General features: G+C 66.1%; 13 protein-coding genes. 3 read left to right on the forward strand and 10 right to left on the reverse strand.

Features of this window, described 5'->3' with window-relative positions; all coding sequences use genetic code 11:
- Position 1: 1 nt before the first annotated feature.
- The 9 genes from AC07O3_RS17495 to glpD form a co-directional block, all read right to left on the reverse strand.
- Positions 2-1,135: a beta-ketoacyl-ACP synthase III gene (locus AC07O3_RS17495; protein WP_093050772.1), complete on the reverse strand. Its 1,134-nt coding sequence runs from the start codon at positions 1,133-1,135 to the stop codon at positions 2-4.
- A complete protein-coding gene (locus AC07O3_RS17500; RefSeq protein WP_495339937.1) occupies positions 1,125-2,105 on the reverse strand; it encodes a dialkylresorcinol condensing enzyme in 981 nt (326 codons plus the stop codon). The genes AC07O3_RS17495 and AC07O3_RS17500 overlap by 11 nt, the downstream gene beginning before the upstream one ends.
- Before the next feature lie 184 nt (positions 2,106-2,289).
- Positions 2,290-4,023 carry an ABC transporter substrate-binding protein gene (locus tag AC07O3_RS17505; RefSeq protein WP_093050780.1) on the reverse strand — a complete coding sequence of 578 codons (1,734 nt, stop codon included), beginning with the start codon at positions 4,021-4,023 and terminating at the stop codon, positions 2,290-2,292.
- A gap of 106 nt (positions 4,024-4,129) precedes the next feature.
- Complete coding sequence (locus AC07O3_RS17510; RefSeq protein ID WP_495339938.1) at positions 4,130-4,438, reverse strand: DUF2160 domain-containing protein; 309 nt, start codon at positions 4,436-4,438, stop codon at positions 4,130-4,132.
- A gap of 12 nt (positions 4,439-4,450) precedes the next feature.
- Positions 4,451-5,263, reverse strand: a complete 813-nt coding sequence (locus tag AC07O3_RS17515; protein WP_019656045.1) for a carbohydrate ABC transporter permease — start codon at positions 5,261-5,263, stop codon at positions 4,451-4,453.
- Positions 5,260-6,150, reverse strand: coding sequence for a carbohydrate ABC transporter permease (locus AC07O3_RS17520; RefSeq protein WP_093050786.1), 891 nt, complete (start codon positions 6,148-6,150; stop codon positions 5,260-5,262). The genes AC07O3_RS17515 and AC07O3_RS17520 overlap by 4 nt, the downstream gene beginning before the upstream one ends.
- Positions 6,147-7,217, reverse strand: coding sequence for an ABC transporter ATP-binding protein (locus AC07O3_RS17525; protein ID WP_495339939.1), 1,071 nt, complete (start codon positions 7,215-7,217; stop codon positions 6,147-6,149). The genes AC07O3_RS17520 and AC07O3_RS17525 overlap by 4 nt, the downstream gene beginning before the upstream one ends.
- Before the next feature lie 2 nt (positions 7,218-7,219).
- Positions 7,220-8,293: an ABC transporter ATP-binding protein gene (locus AC07O3_RS17530; RefSeq protein WP_093050792.1), complete on the reverse strand. Its 1,074-nt coding sequence runs from the start codon at positions 8,291-8,293 to the stop codon at positions 7,220-7,222.
- Between the two features lie 25 nt (positions 8,294-8,318).
- On the reverse strand, positions 8,319-9,977 hold the full coding sequence (gene glpD / locus AC07O3_RS17535; RefSeq protein WP_495339940.1) for a glycerol-3-phosphate dehydrogenase: 1,659 nt from the start codon (positions 9,975-9,977) through the stop codon (positions 8,319-8,321).
- 122 nt (positions 9,978-10,099) lie between these two features.
- Here glpD and AC07O3_RS17540 point away from each other — a divergent pair, with 122 nt between their 5' ends.
- The 3 genes from AC07O3_RS17540 (at position 10,100) to AC07O3_RS17550 (ending at position 14,124) form a co-directional block, all read left to right on the forward strand.
- A complete protein-coding gene (locus AC07O3_RS17540) occupies positions 10,100-10,870 on the forward strand; it encodes a DeoR/GlpR family DNA-binding transcription regulator (protein WP_093050798.1) in 771 nt (256 codons plus the stop codon).
- A gap of 19 nt (positions 10,871-10,889) precedes the next feature.
- Complete coding sequence (gene glpK, locus AC07O3_RS17545; RefSeq protein ID WP_495339941.1) at positions 10,890-12,386, forward strand: glycerol kinase GlpK; 1,497 nt, start codon at positions 10,890-10,892, stop codon at positions 12,384-12,386.
- Between the two features lie 94 nt (positions 12,387-12,480).
- A complete protein-coding gene (locus AC07O3_RS17550; protein ID WP_093080135.1) occupies positions 12,481-14,124 on the forward strand; it encodes a phosphoethanolamine transferase in 1,644 nt (547 codons plus the stop codon).
- Here the strand turns inward: AC07O3_RS17550 and ctlX are convergent.
- Positions 14,121-15,062 carry a citrulline utilization hydrolase CtlX gene (gene ctlX, locus AC07O3_RS17555; RefSeq protein WP_426389242.1) on the reverse strand — a complete coding sequence of 314 codons (942 nt, stop codon included), beginning with the start codon at positions 15,060-15,062 and terminating at the stop codon, positions 14,121-14,123. The genes AC07O3_RS17550 and ctlX overlap by 4 nt on opposite strands.

The raw sequence follows: 15,062 nt of genomic DNA on the forward strand, positions 1-15,062 counted from the left end.
GCTACACCGCTTCCATGTAGATGAAGCCGCTGGAGAAGCGGCCACTTTCGGGCACGAACATCAGCAGCTTCTGGCCGGGCTTGATGCGGCCCGAGCGGAACAGCTCGTCGAGCATGATGTAAGGCGACGCCGAACCCGTATTGCCCTTGCTCGCAAGATTGCTGAACCAGCGCTCGCGCGGAATCGGCAGGCCCAGCGATTCGAGGCACTGGCTCACCGGCTCGACGAAGTACTGCGATGACAGGTGCGGCAAAAACCAGTCGATGTCCGCCGTCTTCAGCCCGCGCCGCTCGATGATGGCCGCCAGCGGCTCGCCCAGCGTGGCGCGCACGATGTTGTCGTTGAGCAGGCGCACGTCCTGCTTGACGGCGAAGGTCGACTCGCGCTGCCAGTCTTCGGGCGACTTGCGCCCCCAGCCGTCGAGGCCGCCTTCGGCATTCTTCTCGGCACCAGCGTACATGCACACCGGCAGCTCGTGCGCGGCGGACGACAGGTCGATCCAGTCGATGCGCAGCGACAGCGGCCCGCGTGGCTCGCGCTCCAGCAGCACTGCACCCGCGCCGTCGGACAGCATCCAGCGCAGAAAGTCTTTCTCGAAGGCCAGTTCGGGCCGCGCTTCCAGCGCTTCGAGCTTGTGCTCGAGCTCGGCCTCGAAGCGCGAGCCGCGCATCACGGCCGAGGCCAGCTCGGAACCCGTGGCCACCGCGCGCCGGGCATCGCCCGCGCGCACCGAGAGCCATGCATGCTTCAACGCGGTGGCGCCGGCCAGGCAGATGCCCGCGCAGGCCACCACTTCGAGCCGCGGCCAGCCGAGTTCGCCGTGCACCATCACCGCGTGGTTGGGCATGAGCTGGTCGGGCAGCGAAGTGCCGGTGACGAGGCAGTCGACCGGCCCCACGTCGCCAAGCGCGCGGATCGCGGATGCAGTGAGCTGCGCGTTGGTCATCGCCAGTTCGCCCGTGGCGCGGTCGATGGCGTAGTGGCGCGACTGGATGCCGTTGCTGCGCAGGATCAGCCGCCGCGCGCGGGACGCCTTGCCGCCGATGCGACCGAGGACGTCTTCGATGTCTTCATTGCTGACCGGGGAAAAGGGCAGAAAGGCGGCGGTGCGGGTCAGGAAGACATCAGTCGTCATAGAGGGGGGTGCGGTCCGTGGCAGAGCCCGACGGGCACTCGAATTGGGCTGTCATTTTAGTCAGCCACCCTCTGAACAAAGGTCGCAAGAGTGCCTGCAGGCTCAGGCTCACGGGCACCACCGTAATGATCAGTACCAGCAGAAACAGCACGTACAGCAGCAGCAGCGGCTTGCGCTGCCACGCGCCGGGCCCGCCGGCGGCCATGATCAGCTTGCCCCAGAGGTAGAAGCTGCGCGTGCCGGCCTTCTCGCTGATGAGCAGCCTGGCATTGGCCTGCACCGCCCCGAGGCCGGCCAGCAGCGGCTGCGTGCCGCGCTCCAGGTCGTTGTGCAGGGCATCGCGCAGGGCACGGCCGAAGCGGCCTGTACCGTCGATCTGTTCGGTACTGAGTCCCGCATCGGGCATGCCCCAGAAGCCGCGCTTGCGGCCCCAGATCAGCCAGGCCGGCGTGGTGAAGAAGGTGGCGAGCGTGGGGCCGGGGTCGGTCAGCACCACGTTGTCGATCAGCCGCGCGCCGACGTCGTCGAGCATGCCCTTGAGTTTTTCGTGGGCCAGAAGCCACATGTTGCGGCAGGCGATGACCGTGACCACCGGCTTGCCCTTGAGCAGCCGCGCCGCCGCCGGGTGCTTCAAGAAGGCCGCCACGGGCTGTGAAGGCGCCAGGAACCACACCTGGTACGGCAGGATGACGAGGTCGAAGTCTTCCTGGCCCGTGAGCGACAGCGGCGCCAGCGGCTGCGGCTTCATGTGGGCCGACTCCGGGAAAGCGTCGAAGAAGCTCAGGAAGGGCCAGGGAAAGGGGTACGGCGCAAGTGGGCGCAGCGTTTCCTCGTGCACCTCGATCGACGGATCGGCGCGCAGCGGCGCCACGATCCGGTCTGCAACCTCGTCGAGCTGGCCGGATTGCGAATAGCGAAGAACGAGGACGCGCTTGACGCTTCGAGGGGGGCTGGAGGGGCTGGAAGTCACTGGCGGTGGCGTTTCGGGGGCCGTCGAATGTACGCGATGCCTGTAGCGAGCGCATCTGCCAATGGTCATGGCGTCGCGGCAATCAGACGGTCGAATCGGTCAAATGGCCGGCGATGCGGAAAAAGAACAAGAAAAAAGGGCCGCACCTTGCGGCACGGCCCCTGTCGTGGTGCGCGAGGGAAGCTCAGCGCACCTTGCCTTCCTTCCAGGCGGTCAGCAGCTTGTTGTAGTCGATGGTCTCGCCCTTCGGCTTCTCGTTGGCCAGCTTCTTCCACGGGGCGTGGTCGTCGCTCAGGTACTTGGCCGGGTCGCCCTTGGGGTTGAGCTTGGGCGCGCAATGGGCCATGCCGGCGCGCTCGAGGCGGGCCATCACGTTGTCCATCTCGTCGGCCAGGTTGTCCATTGCCTTCTGCGGGGTCTTCTCGCCCGTGACGGCCTCGGCCACGTTCTTCCACCAGAGCTGCGCGAGCTTCGGATAGTCGGGCACGTTGGTGCCGGTCGGGGTCCAGGCCACGCGCGCCGGGCTGCGGTAGAACTCGATCAGGCCGCCGTACTTGTTGGCGTTCTGCGTGAAGTAGTCCGAGCGGATGTCGCTGTCGCGGATGAAGGTCAGGCCGGTGATCGACTTCTTCAGCGAGGTGGTCTTGGCAGTGATGAACTGCGCGTAGAGCCAGGCTGCTGCCGTCTTGTTGGCGTCATGGCCCTTGAAGAAGGTCCACGAACCCACGTCCTGGTAGCCGTTCTGCATGCCCTGCTTCCAGTACGGACCGTTCGGGCCGGGGGCCATGCGCCACTTCGGCGAGCCGTCGTCGTTCACCACGGGCAGGCCCTTCTTGGTCATGTCGGCCGTGAAGGCCGTGTACCAGAAGATCTGCTGGGCGATCTGGCCCTGCGCCGGCACGGGGCCGGATTCGCCGAAGGTCATGCCCATGGCTTCCTTGGGCGCGTACTTCTTCATCCAGTCGATGTACTTGGTGAGCGCGTACACGGCAGCCGGCGAGTTGGTGGCGCCGCCACGCGACACCGAGGCGCCGGTGGGCGTGCACTTGTCGGCGGCCACGCGAATGCCCCATTCGTCGATCGGCATGCCGTTGGGAATGCCCTTGTCGGCGGAGCCGGCCATCGACAGCCACGCATCGGTGAAGCGCCAGCCCAGCGACGGATCCTTCTTGCCGTAGTCCATGTGGCCGTAGATCGGCTTGCCGTCGATGGTCTTCACGTCGACGCTGAAGAACTCGGCGATGTCTTCGTAGGCGCTCCAGTTGAGCGGCACGCCCAGGTTGTAGCCGTACTTGGCCTTGAACTTGTCCTGCAGGTCCTTGCGCGCGAACAGGTCGGCGCGGAACCAGTACAGGTTGGCGAACTGCTGGTCGGGCAGCTGGTAGAGCTGGCCGTCGGGAGCAGTGGTGAAGCTGGTGCCGATGAAGTCCTTCAGGTCGAGGCCGGGGTTGGTGAACTCCTTGCCCGCGCCGCCCATGTACTCGGTCAGCGACATGATCTTGCCGTAGCGGTAGTGCGTGCCGATCAGGTCGGAGTCGGACACCCAGCCGTCATAGATCGACTTGCCCGACTGCATCGAGGTCTGCAGCTTCTCGACCACGTCGCCTTCCTGGATCAGGTCGTGCTTGACCTTGATGCCGGTGATTTCCTCGAAGGCCTTGGCCAGCGTCTTCGATTCGTACTCGTGGGTGGTCAGGGTTTCGGAGACGACGGACACCTCCTTGACGCCCTTGGCCTGCAGCTTCTTGGCCGCATCGATGAACCATTTCATTTCCTCCATCTGCTTGTCCTTGGACAAGGTAGATGGCTGGAACTCGCTGTCGATCCATTTCTTGGCTTCAGCCTCGCCGGCCGTTGCCGCACCGTGCGCGGCGAACATCGCCGCAGCCAGTGCCAATGCCGTGTAGCGCATCTTCATGAAGTTGTCTCCTCGGTTGTTGCTTCCCCGGTGTTGTGTTCGATCACGGCTCCGGGGAGGCGGAGAGCCGGAACGCATTTGGTTGAACGCTAAGAGCCGTGCCCGCTCAGCCCTTGCGCATCACGAGCGCTAGCAGGCCCATCGACAGCACGAAGCTGATCCAGATCGAAGGCTCGGCCTCCAGGCTGAACCACTCCTGGAACTTGCCGGCCAGGCCGATGAAGATCAGGTTCAGGTACGCCGCCGACAGCAGCCCGATGAAGAGCCGGTCGCCGCGCGTGGTGGCCATCGGCAGCCAGCCGCGCCGCAGCGTGGTGGGCGACTTGAATTCCCACACCGTCATGCCGACCAGCATGAGCGCGATGCAGATGAAGAACACGGCCACCGGGGTGGTCCAGACCATCCAGTCGAACATCTCTCGGCCTCCTTAAACACGACCCATCGCGAAACCCTTCGCGATGTAATGGCGCACGAACCAGATGACGATGGCGCCCGGAACGATGGTCAGCACCCCGGCAGCCGCCAGTGTTGCCCAGTCCATGCCCGAGGCGCTCACCGTGCGCGTCATCGTCGCCACGATGGGCTTGGCGTTCACGCTCGTGAGCGTGCGCGCGAGCAGCAGCTCAACCCAGCTGAACATGAAGCAGAAAAACGCCGCCACGCCCACGCCGGCCTTGATGAGCGGCAGGAAGATAGTGAGGAAGAAGCGCGGGAACGAATAGCCGTCGATGTACGCCGTCTCGTCGATCTCGCGCGGAATGCCGCTCATGAAACCTTCCAGGATCCACACCGCCAGCGGCACGTTGAACAGCAAATGCGCGAGCGCCACGCCCAGGTGCGTGTCCATCAGGCCGACCGTGCTGTACAGCTGGAAGAACGGCAGCAGGAACACCGCGGGCGGCGTCATGCGGTTGGTCAGCAGCCAGAAGAACACATGCTTGTCACCCAGGAACGAATAGCGCGAGAACGCATAGGCCGCGGGCAGCGCCACGGTGAGCGAGATCACCGTGTTGATGGCCACGTAGATCAGGCTGTTGATGTAGCCCGAGTACCACGACTCGTCGGTGAAGATGCGCGCGTAGTTGGCCCAGGTGAGCTGCTGCGGAAAGAACGAGAAGCTCGACAGGATCTCCTCGTTCGTCTTGAAGCTCATGTTGATCATCCAGTAGATGGGCAACAGCGCGAACAGGATGTACAGCACCAGGAAGATGCTGCGCTTGTGAAATCTCTTCTCGTTCATTTCTCCACCTCCGCTTCCTGCGTACCGACCCGCTGCATCCAGTTGTAGAGCACGAAGCAGAACAGCAGGATGATGAGGAAATAGATCAGCGAAAACGCCGCTGCAGGCCCCAGGTCGAACTGCCCCACTGCCTTCTGCGTGAGGTATTGGCTCAGGAAGGTGGTTGCGTTGCCCGGCCCACCGCCCGTCAGCACGAAGGGCTCGGTGTAGATCATGAAGCTGTCCATGAATCGCAGCAGCACCGCGATCATCAGAACGCCGCGCATCTTGGGCAGCTGGATGAAGCGGAACACCGCGAACTTGCTCGCGCCGTCGATGCGCGCAGCCTGGTAGTAGGCGTCGGGAATCGAACGCAGGCCCGCATAGCACAGCAGTGCCACCAGCGGCGTCCAGTGCCACACATCCATCACCAGCACGGTGAGCCACGCGTCTGTGGCGCTGCCGGTGTAGTTGTATTCGATGCCCATCGTCTGCAGCGCATGGCCCAGCAGGCCGATGTCGGCACGGCCATAGATCTGCCAGATGGTGCCGACCACGTTCCATGGAATCAGCAGCGACAGCGCCACCACCACCAGCACCGCTGAAGACTTCCAGCCCTTGGCCGGCATCGACAGCGCCAGGCCGATGCCCAGCGGAATCTCGACCAGCAGCACAGACAGCGAGAAGCCCAGCTGGCGCCACAGCGCCTCATGCAGCTCGTCGTCGCGCATCACCGAGGCGAACCACTCGGTGCCGACGAAGACTCGGCGCTCGGGCGAGATGATGTCCTGCACCGAGTAGTTGACCACCGTCATGAGCGGCACGATGGCCGAGAACGCAACGCAGATGAGCACTGGCAGCACCAGCCACCAAGCCTTCTGGTTGATCGGTTTGTTGGTTGCGTTCATGCGACCAGTTCCTCGTCTTTGTAATAGCAGGTGTGCGTATCCAGTACTCGCACCCACACCGTGCCTCCCGCTGCCGGCGGCTGGTCGTCGGAGTGCAGCCGCACCTTCAGCACGCTGCCGTCGGCCTCCACGCTCAGCATCACGTGCGTGCCCACGTCCTGCACCTGCTTCACCACGGCCGGCACCGCACCGGCGGCGCCCGCGTTGGACAGGCGCAGGTACTCGGGGCGGATGCCGATCTTCAGAGGCCCCTGCGGCAACTCGCGCGTGGGCACCAATGGCGTGCCCGCAACCTCGATGGTGCCGTTCGCGCTCTTCGCGGACAGGAAGTTCATGCCCGGCGAGCCGATGAAATGCCCGACGAAGGTGTGGGCCGGCCGCTCGAACAGTGCTTCGGCGCTGCCCACCTGCACGGCCTTGCCGCGCGTCATCACCACCACCTCTTCGGCGAAGGTGAGCGCCTCGACCTGATCGTGCGTCACGTAGATGAGCGTGAGCTTCAGCTCGCGGTGAATCTGCTTGAGCTTGCGGCGCAGCTGCCACTTCAGGTGCGGGTCGATCACGGTGAGCGGCTCGTCGAAAAGCACCGCCGACACGTCGCTGCGCACCAGCCCGCGCCCGAGGGAGATCTTCTGCTTGGCGTCGGCCGCGAGGCCGGCGGCGCGCTGGTTGAGTTGCCCGCTCATGTCGAGCATCTCGGCAATCTCGCCCACGCGCTTCTTGATCTGGTCGGCCGGCACCTTGCGGTTGCGCAGCGGGAACGCGAGGTTCTCGGCCACGGTCATGGTGTCGTAGATCACCGGGAACTGGAACACCTGGGCAATGTTGCGCTCCTGCGGCGTGGCGCGCGTCATGTCGCGGCCATCGAAGGTGACCGTGCCCTGCGAGGGCACGAGCAGACCCGAGATGATGTTCAGCATGGTCGTCTTGCCGCAGCCCGAAGGGCCGAGCAAGGCATATGCCCCGCCGTCGCGGAAGCTCATCTTCAGCGGCAGCAGCGCATAGTCGCTGTCCTGCGTGGGGTTGGGGCGGTAGGCGTGGGCCAGGTCGAGGTCAATGCGTGCCATGACTAGTTTCCTTTGCGCCATGCCGGCGCCAGCGCCAGCTTTTCGCTGGCATCGAACACATAGGCTTGCGACGCGCTGAAGTACAGCGTGATCGAGGCGCCCAGCTCGAAGCGGTGCACACCGGTGAGCTGTGCCACCAGTTCGCCCACCGCTGTCTCGACGTGCACGAAGGTGTCGGAGCCCGAGATTTCGGCCAGCTCCACCTTGCCGGGCAAGGCGATGTCGCCCTGCCCCGCATCCACGTTCAGTGCGCTCGCGCGCAGGCCGACCGTGACGGCGCCTGCAACGCTTTCAGGCACAGCCAGAGCCAGCGCGGGACCACCGGCCAGTTGCACCTTGCCGGCGGTCGCGGTGCCGGCCAGCAGGTTCATCGGCGGATCGCTGAAAGCACGCGCCACGCGCAGCGACTGCGGCGCATGGAAGACCTCGGCCGTCGGGCCGTACTGCAGCAGCTCGCCGGCATCCATCACGGCCGTGTAGCCGCCAAGCAGCAACGCTTCGCCGGGCTCGGTGGTCGCGTAGATCACGGTCGAATCGCCAGTGGCGAAGAGTTGCGTGAGCTCTTCGCGCAGGCCTTCGCGCAGCTTGTAGTCGAGGTTGACCAGCGGCTCGTCGAGCAGCATCAGCGGTGCGTTCTTGGCGAGCGCGCGCGCCAGCGCCACGCGCTGCTGCTGGCCGCCCGAGAGTTCGGCCGGATAGCGGTCGAGGAACATGCCGATGTGCAGCTTGTCGGCCAGCGCCTTTACGCGTGCATCGATGTTCGACTCACCGCGCAGCTTGAGCGGCGAGGCAATGTTGTCCGACACCTTGAGCGACGGATAGTTGATGAACTGCTGGTAGACCATCGCGACATTGCGTTCGCGCACGGGCATGCCGGTCACGTCCTTGCCGTCGACCAGCACCTTGCCTTCGGTGGGCGTGTCCAGCCCCGCCATCAGCCGCATGAGGCTGGTCTTGCCGGCCTGCGTTGCGCCCAGCAGCACGGTGACCGCGCCGCTTCTGGGCGCGATGCTCTGCTCGTAGAGCCATGTCTGCGCACCCACCTTCTTGGTGACGCGCTCCAGTGTCAATTGCATTGGCGCTCTTTCCCTTGTGTTCGGTCTAGTTGTTTTTGACGCGGACCTGCTGCTGCAGCAGCCAGCGCGCGACCTGCTCGCGCTCTTCCGGCGTGTAGTGCAGCCCCAGCTTGGAACGCCGCCAGAGCACGTCTTCCGCGCTCACGGCCCATTCGCGGTCCTGCAGGAAGCGCAGTTCGCGCTCGTACAGGCCGGGCGCCACTTCGTCGCCCAGGTCGGCAAAGGACTTCGCTTCGCCCAGCAACTCCGTGATGCGGGCGCCGTAGCCCCGCGCGAGGCGGCGCGCCAGGTGGCCGTAGAGCCACGGATATTTGGTTTGCACGGCCGACACGAAGCGTTCGAAATCGTCGTCGGGCCGCTTCGCAGCGCCGATCCATGCCGACAGGTCGCCGCCCGCGAGAAAGGCGCCGTCGGTCCAGGCCGGGCGCTGCGAGCTCGACTGGCCCAGCATCCTGCCCACCTCGTCGGCCGCGTCCTCGGCCAGCTTGCGGAATGTGGTGATCTTGCCGCCCCACACCGACAGCAGCGGCGCGGCGGTGGTGTTCGATTCGAGCATGTAGTCGCGCGTGACGGCCGATGGGTCGCCCGAGTCGTCATCCAGCAGCGGCCGCACGCCCGAGTAGGTCCACACCACGTCGGCCGGCACGATGGGCTTCTCGAAATAGCGGCTGGCCTGGGTGCAGAGGTAGTCGATTTCTTCCTGCGCGATGCGCGCGGCGCCAGGGTCGTCGCCGGTGAGTTCGATGTCGGTGGTGCCGATCAGCGTGAACTCGCCCTGGTAGGGAATGGCGAAGATGATCCGCTTGTCGGGGTTCTGGAAGATGTAGGCGTGGTCGTGCTCGAACAGGCGCGGCACCACGATGTGGCTGCCCTTCACGAGCCGCAGGCTCTTGGTGGCCAGCGCCTCGCCCTTGGCCGACTGCGCGACGCCGCGCAGGAATGATTCGGCCCACGGCCCCGCGGCATTGACCACCGCCCGGGCGCGCAGCGTGCGCTTGTTGCCGTCGGCGCCTTGCAGCGTGGCAGTCCATCCGTCGGCGTCTCGCTGGGCGTGCACGCAGCGCGTGCGGGTCAGCACTTCGGCGCCGCGCGCCTGCGCGTCGAGCGCGTTGAGCACCACGAGGCGCGCATCGTCGACCCAGCCGTCCGAATAGATGAAGCCGCGCTTGTACTGGTCCTTCAGCGGCTTGCCCGCGGCGTGGCGGCGCAGATCGACGCTGTGCGAAGCCGGCAGCACCTCGCGTTTGGCAAGGTGGTCATACATGAACAGGCCGATGCGGATCATCCAGGCCGGGCGCATCGACGGGTCGTGCGGCATCACGAAGCGCAGCGGCCACATGATGTGCGGCGCGCTCTTGAGCAGCACCTCGCGCTCCTGCAGCGCCTTGCGCACCAGCGAGAACTCGTAGTACTCGAGGTAGCGCAGCCCGCCGTGGATCAGCTTAGTGGAGGAAGACGATGTGTGCGAGGCGAGATCGTCCTTTTCGCACAGCACCACGCGCCAGCCGCGGCCCGCGAGGTCGCGCGCGATGCCGCAGCCGTTGATGCCGCCGCCGACGATGAGCACGTCGCAGTCGGCGGCCGGCGCGGGCGAAATGGAAGAGAAATCGCTCACAGAAATTGGGTCCGTTGAAGCGTGACTTTGGTCACTAACGGCGGCCATTGTATTTTCGCGTCTTTTCATTTGGATTCCTTTTGGCGCGATTTTCCTACGAGTTTTCCCTTAGATGGCTTCGTTTTCTTTCGCTTTAAAGTGGCGCGCTCTGTACCCTCGGTCGCAGTCTTCCTGCTTTCCACGACGCCCCTGTGAACTCCAACCCGCGCCAGATCAACCTCCTGGACACCGTGCGCGCGCGCGGCTCCGTCACCGTCGAGCAACTGGCCGACATGCTCGGCGTCACCCTGCAGACCGTGCGGCGCGACGTGCAGCGGCTGGCTGACGAAGGCCTGCTCACGCGCTTTCACGGCGGCGTGCGCGTGCCCAGCTCGACCACGGAAAACATCGGCTACCAGCAGCGCGAGACCCTGCACGCCGAAGGCAAGGCGCGCATCGCCCGCCGTGTGGCGGAGCTGGTGCCCAACGACTGCTCGCTGATCCTCAACATCGGCACCACCACCGAGGCCATCGCCAAGGCGCTGCTGCGCCACACGGGCCTGCGCGTGATCACCAACAACCTGAACGTGGCCACCATCCTGAGCGGCAACACCTCGTGCGAAGTGATCGTGGCGGGCGGCTCGGTGCGCCAACGCGACCGCGCCATCGTGGGCGAGGCAACCATCGACTTCATCCGCCAGTTCAAGGTCGACATCGCACTGATCGGCGTGTCGAGCATCGAGGCCGACGGATCGCTGCGCGACTTCGACCTGCGCGAGGTGAAGGTGGCGCAGACCATCATCGCGCAGGCGCGCGAGGTATGGCTCGCAGCGGATGCGAGCAAGTTCAACCGGCCGGCAATGATTCAGCTCGGCACGCTCTCGCAGATCGACCGGCTGTTCACCGATGCCGAGCCGCCGGCGCCATTCGCCGACCTGCTGCACACCGCCCAGGTGCGCCTCGAGATCGCGCGCGAGAACTGACAAGAAAGAACACGAACGAATGACCACCTACCTGCTCGCCCTCGACCAGGGCACTTCGAGCTCCCGCAGCATCGTGTTCGACCGCGAAGGCCACATCGTCGCCATCGCGCAGAAAGAGCTGACGCAGATCTACCCGCAGCCGGGCTGGGTCGAGCATGACCCGATGGAAATCTGGCGCAGCCAGCTCGCCACCGCGCGCGAAGTGCTCGCCAAGGCGAAGCTCAAGCCCACCGACATCCACGCCATCGGCATCACCAACCAGCGCGAAACCACCGTGCTGTGGAACCGCGCCACGGGCCAGCCAGTGCACCACGCCATCGTCTGGCAGGACCGCCGCGCCGAGCCCTTGTGCGCCAGGCTGCGCGACGAGGGCATGACCGACACCATCCGCGAGAAGACCGGGCTGGTGATCGACGCGTACTTCTCCGGCACCAAGCTGCGCTGGCTGCTCGACAACGTACCCGGCGCGCGTGCGCAGGCCGAGCGCGGCGAACTCGCCTTCGGCACCGTCGACAGCTGGCTCATGTGGCAGCTCACCGGCGGCAAGGTACACGTGACCGACGTGAGCAACGCCTCGCGCACCATGCTCTTCAACGTGCACAGCAACGAGTGGGATGCCGACCTGCTGAAGGCACTCGACATTCCCGCCGCGCTGATGCCCAAGGTGCAGCCCTCGAGCTCGCACTTCGCAGACACCGATGCGGCGCTGCTGGGCCACACGCTGCCCATCGGCGGCGTGGCCGGCGACCAGCAGAGCGCCCTTTTCGGCCAGGCCTGCTTCGAAGCCGGCATGGCCAAGAACACCTACGGCACCGGCTGCTTCCTGTTGATGCACACCGGCGGCGCGTTCCAGCCCTCGCACAACGGCCTGCTCGTGACCAGCGCCGCGCAGACCGATGTAACGCCGCAGTACGCCATGGAAGGCAGCGTGTTCGTCGGCGGTGCCGTGGTGCAGTGGCTGCGCGACGGGCTCAAGGCCATCAAGGGCAGCGCCGAAGTGCAGTCGCTGGCCGAGAGCGTGCCCGATGCCGGCGGAGTGATGATGGTGCCGGCCTTCACCGGCCTCGGCGCGCCCTACTGGGATGCTGATGCGCGAGGCACCATCACCGGCCTCACGCGCGGCACCACGGTTGCGCACATTGCGCGCGCCGCGTTGGAAAGCATCGCCTACCAGAGCGCCGCGCTGCTGCAAGCCATGAGCCGCGACGCAGTGGCCGCCGGCGGCAAGCCCGTGGCCGAGCTGCGCGTGGACGGCGGCGCGAGCGTGAACGACCTGCTCATGCAGTTCCAGGCCGACCTGCTGGGCATTCCGGTGGTGCGGCCCGAAGTGATCGAGACCACCGCGCTGGGCGCTGCGTACCTCGCAGGCTTGTCGACCGGGGTCTACACCGACGCGCGCCAACTCTCGAAGCTGTGGAAGATCGAGCGCCGCTTCATGCCGACCATGGGCCGCGCGCAGGCCGAGGAATCGATGGCGCGCTGGGAGCGTGCGGTGCGCCAGGCCACTGCGACCTGACGATCCAAAAGACCTCGCCACCATCGGGGCACTGAGGTCCGCTGCACGAGCCCCGGGGCAGAATTCGGCCGCCCCGACTTGCCGCGCTGCCTGCTTGACCACTCCAACCAACGAAGTCTCTCCATCGCGCAACGCGCTGCTCGCCTGCGGCGTGGTGGGCGCGACGCTGCTGGCGCTCATCGCGCTCGGCCATGACGGCCGCCGCATGGCGCAGCTCGCGGTGCTGGCAATGCCGATGGTGCTGTGGCTTGCGTGGCCGCTGCGCAGCGCTCGGATGCGGCGCATACGCACGCTGCTGGTCTGGCTCTGGGCCATGGGCTTCGCACTCGACGGCGCGGTGCGCGCCTATCTGCTCGACGCCTACCAGGCCGCGCCCGACGGTGCCATGGTGCTGGGCGCAGCGGCCAACACCAATGCGCGCGAGGGCTCCGAATACCTGTGGATGCATTGGCGCTCGGCTGCGGTGTGGTGTGCCGCGCTGGTGGTAGCAGGCGTGCTCGTGGGCATGTTCGCGCAGCGCGGCGCTGCAGCCGATGCGGCGACTACATCAGCCCGGCCTGTTCGATGGGTCGTGGCGCTGATCGCGCTGCTGCTTCTCGTCGCATGCGTAGCCTACGCAAGCAAACCCTGGCGCCGGCTGCATCCCGCAGTCTTCTGGACACAGTGGGCAAATTCCGTTCACACGCTGCGCACCGCCTGGGCCGACCAGCAGAAGCAGCGCGACCGCCTGATGGCGCAAGCCAAAGGCATCGCACCCGTGATTTCGCAGACCGGCCCTTCCACGGTGGTGCTGGTCATCACCGACAGCATCAACCGCGACAACATGGCGCTGTACGGCTACGGCCGCCCGACCACGCCCCGCCTGCTGGCGCACAAGGCGCAGACCGGCGACCAGATGGCGGTGCTGAAGAACGCCTGGTCCGTCGACGCAAGCACCCTGCCCGCGCTGCGCAACATGTTCCACTTCGGCCTGCCCGAGAGCGAGAACCCGCCGCACCTGCTGGCGCTGGCGCGTGCTGCCGGCTACAAGGTCTGGTGGATCAGCAACCATGACGACCTCGCCATCGAGCAGCAGCATGCGCGCCTCGCCGACGTGGTCGACATGGTCAACCGCACGCCCGGCCGCGCCAGCGCCTCGCTGGACGGCGAGATCCTCGACTGCGTGCAGGAGGCGCTGGCCGATACGAGCACCGACCGCAAGCTGATCGTGGTCCATCTGATGGGCGCGCATCCGCACTACAGCCTGCGCTTTCCGGCCAACGCCAACCCCTTCGACGACGATGTGGATGCGGTCGAGAACGGCCTCGTGAAAGACGGCCGCTCGGCCTGGGTGCGCCGCTTCCGCCAGGAATACGACGCCGCGCTGCTGTATCACGACTTCGTGGTGTCCGAGCTGCTGCAGCAGACGCGCAGCGCGGGCAAGCCGGGCGACTACCGCGCGTGGATGTACCTGTCGGACCATGGCCAGGAAGTAGGCCACGTCAGCGACCGCGCGGGGCACAGCCCGGCGACCGCCTCGGGCTATCGCATTCCGGCTGTCGTGTGGCGCAACCAGCAACCGCTGCCGTCGGCCGCGGCGCAGCAGCACCCGTTTCGCGCAGACTGGTCGGGCTGGACGCTGATGGACCTGCTCCACATCCAGTGGAACGGGCAGAAGCCGGAACGCGATGTGCTGCAGGATGCCTACCGCTGGCAGGCGCCCACGATTCCGGTGGCGGTCGAATCGTTTTCGCGCTAGCCGTGCCGGGGCGACAGATGAATGCCGGCGATCATGCAGCGCACCGATCCGCCCGCCATCTCGATCGTCGGAACCGGCAGCGGAACCAGCCGCGCGGACCGTTCGATGACAGCCTTCTGCTGGCTGTTCAGGCTGTTGCAGGCGCGCTGCGACAGCGCGAGCACGCGGCCATCGCGGCCTGACAGCTCGATTGCATTGCCTGCGAACTCGGCGATCTGCCCTGCGGTGAGTGCAATGACCTCGCGCCCCGATTCCTCCAGCCGGGCGCGCACCTCGGCCGCACGATGCGCATCCGGGATCATGTCGAAGCCGACCAACGCGAAGGCCGTGGCCACGCACATCAGCACATTGGTGTGATAGATCGGCCGGCCGGCTTCATCGGCCGTATCCACCAGCATCGGCTCGAAATTGAAGTGCGTGCTGAAACGCTCCAGCGCCACCGGATCGGCCCGGTTCGAGCGAGCCGTGTAGGCCACGCGCGCCAGGTGGTCGAGCACCATCGCACCGGTGCCCTCCAGGAACAGGCCGTCGTGCTCGAGGCCGGAATAGTCGATGACGTCCTGCACCCGGTAGTTGGCCTTGAGCATCTCGATCACGTCGCTGCGCCGCTCGCGGCGGCGGCTCGGCGAATGCATCGGGTAGATGGCAACGTGCCCGCCCGGGTGGGTGGAGAACCAGTTGTTGGGAAAGACCGAGTCCGGCGTGTCGTGCTCGCCCCGGTCTTCGAACAGATGCACGCGCACGCCTTCGGCTTCGAGCTGCTCGACGGCTGCCGTTACCTCGCGATAGGCAGCGTCGGCCACGGCTTGCGCGGCCTCCTTGGCGGCTGCGGTCTGGAACGCGTTGTCGGCAGCAGTCTCCGGATTCGGCGTGAACCTGTGCGGGCGGACCATGACCACGGCGGCCGGCGCCTGAACGGAGCGGATCGCGGCCGGCAT

This window comes from Variovorax sp. GW821-FHT09D05, assembly GCF_059416325.1.

Coding starts and splice junctions, on each gene's coding strand:
- AC07O3_RS17495 (WP_093050772.1), bottom strand. CDS start 1,135: ATGACGACTGATGTCTTCCTGACCCGCACCGCCGCCTTTCTGCCCTTT.
- AC07O3_RS17510 (WP_495339938.1), bottom strand. CDS start 4,438: ATGTTCGACTGGATGGTCTGGACCACCCCGGTGGCCGTGTTCTTCATC.
- AC07O3_RS17515 (WP_019656045.1), bottom strand. CDS start 5,263: ATGAACGAGAAGAGATTTCACAAGCGCAGCATCTTCCTGGTGCTGTAC.
- AC07O3_RS17505 (WP_093050780.1), bottom strand. CDS start 4,023: ATGAAGATGCGCTACACGGCATTGGCACTGGCTGCGGCGATGTTCGCC.
- AC07O3_RS17525 (WP_495339939.1), bottom strand. CDS start 7,217: ATGGCACGCATTGACCTCGACCTGGCCCACGCCTACCGCCCCAACCCC.
- AC07O3_RS17530 (WP_093050792.1), bottom strand. CDS start 8,293: ATGCAATTGACACTGGAGCGCGTCACCAAGAAGGTGGGTGCGCAGACA.
- AC07O3_RS17520 (WP_093050786.1), bottom strand. CDS start 6,150: ATGAACGCAACCAACAAACCGATCAACCAGAAGGCTTGGTGGCTGGTG.
- glpD (WP_495339940.1), bottom strand. CDS start 9,977: ATGAAAAGACGCGAAAATACAATGGCCGCCGTTAGTGACCAAAGTCAC.
- glpK (WP_495339941.1), top strand. CDS start 10,890: ATGACCACCTACCTGCTCGCCCTCGACCAGGGCACTTCGAGCTCCCGC.
- ctlX (WP_426389242.1), bottom strand. CDS start 15,062: ATGCCGGCCGCGATCCGCTCCGTTCAGGCGCCGGCCGCCGTGGTCATG.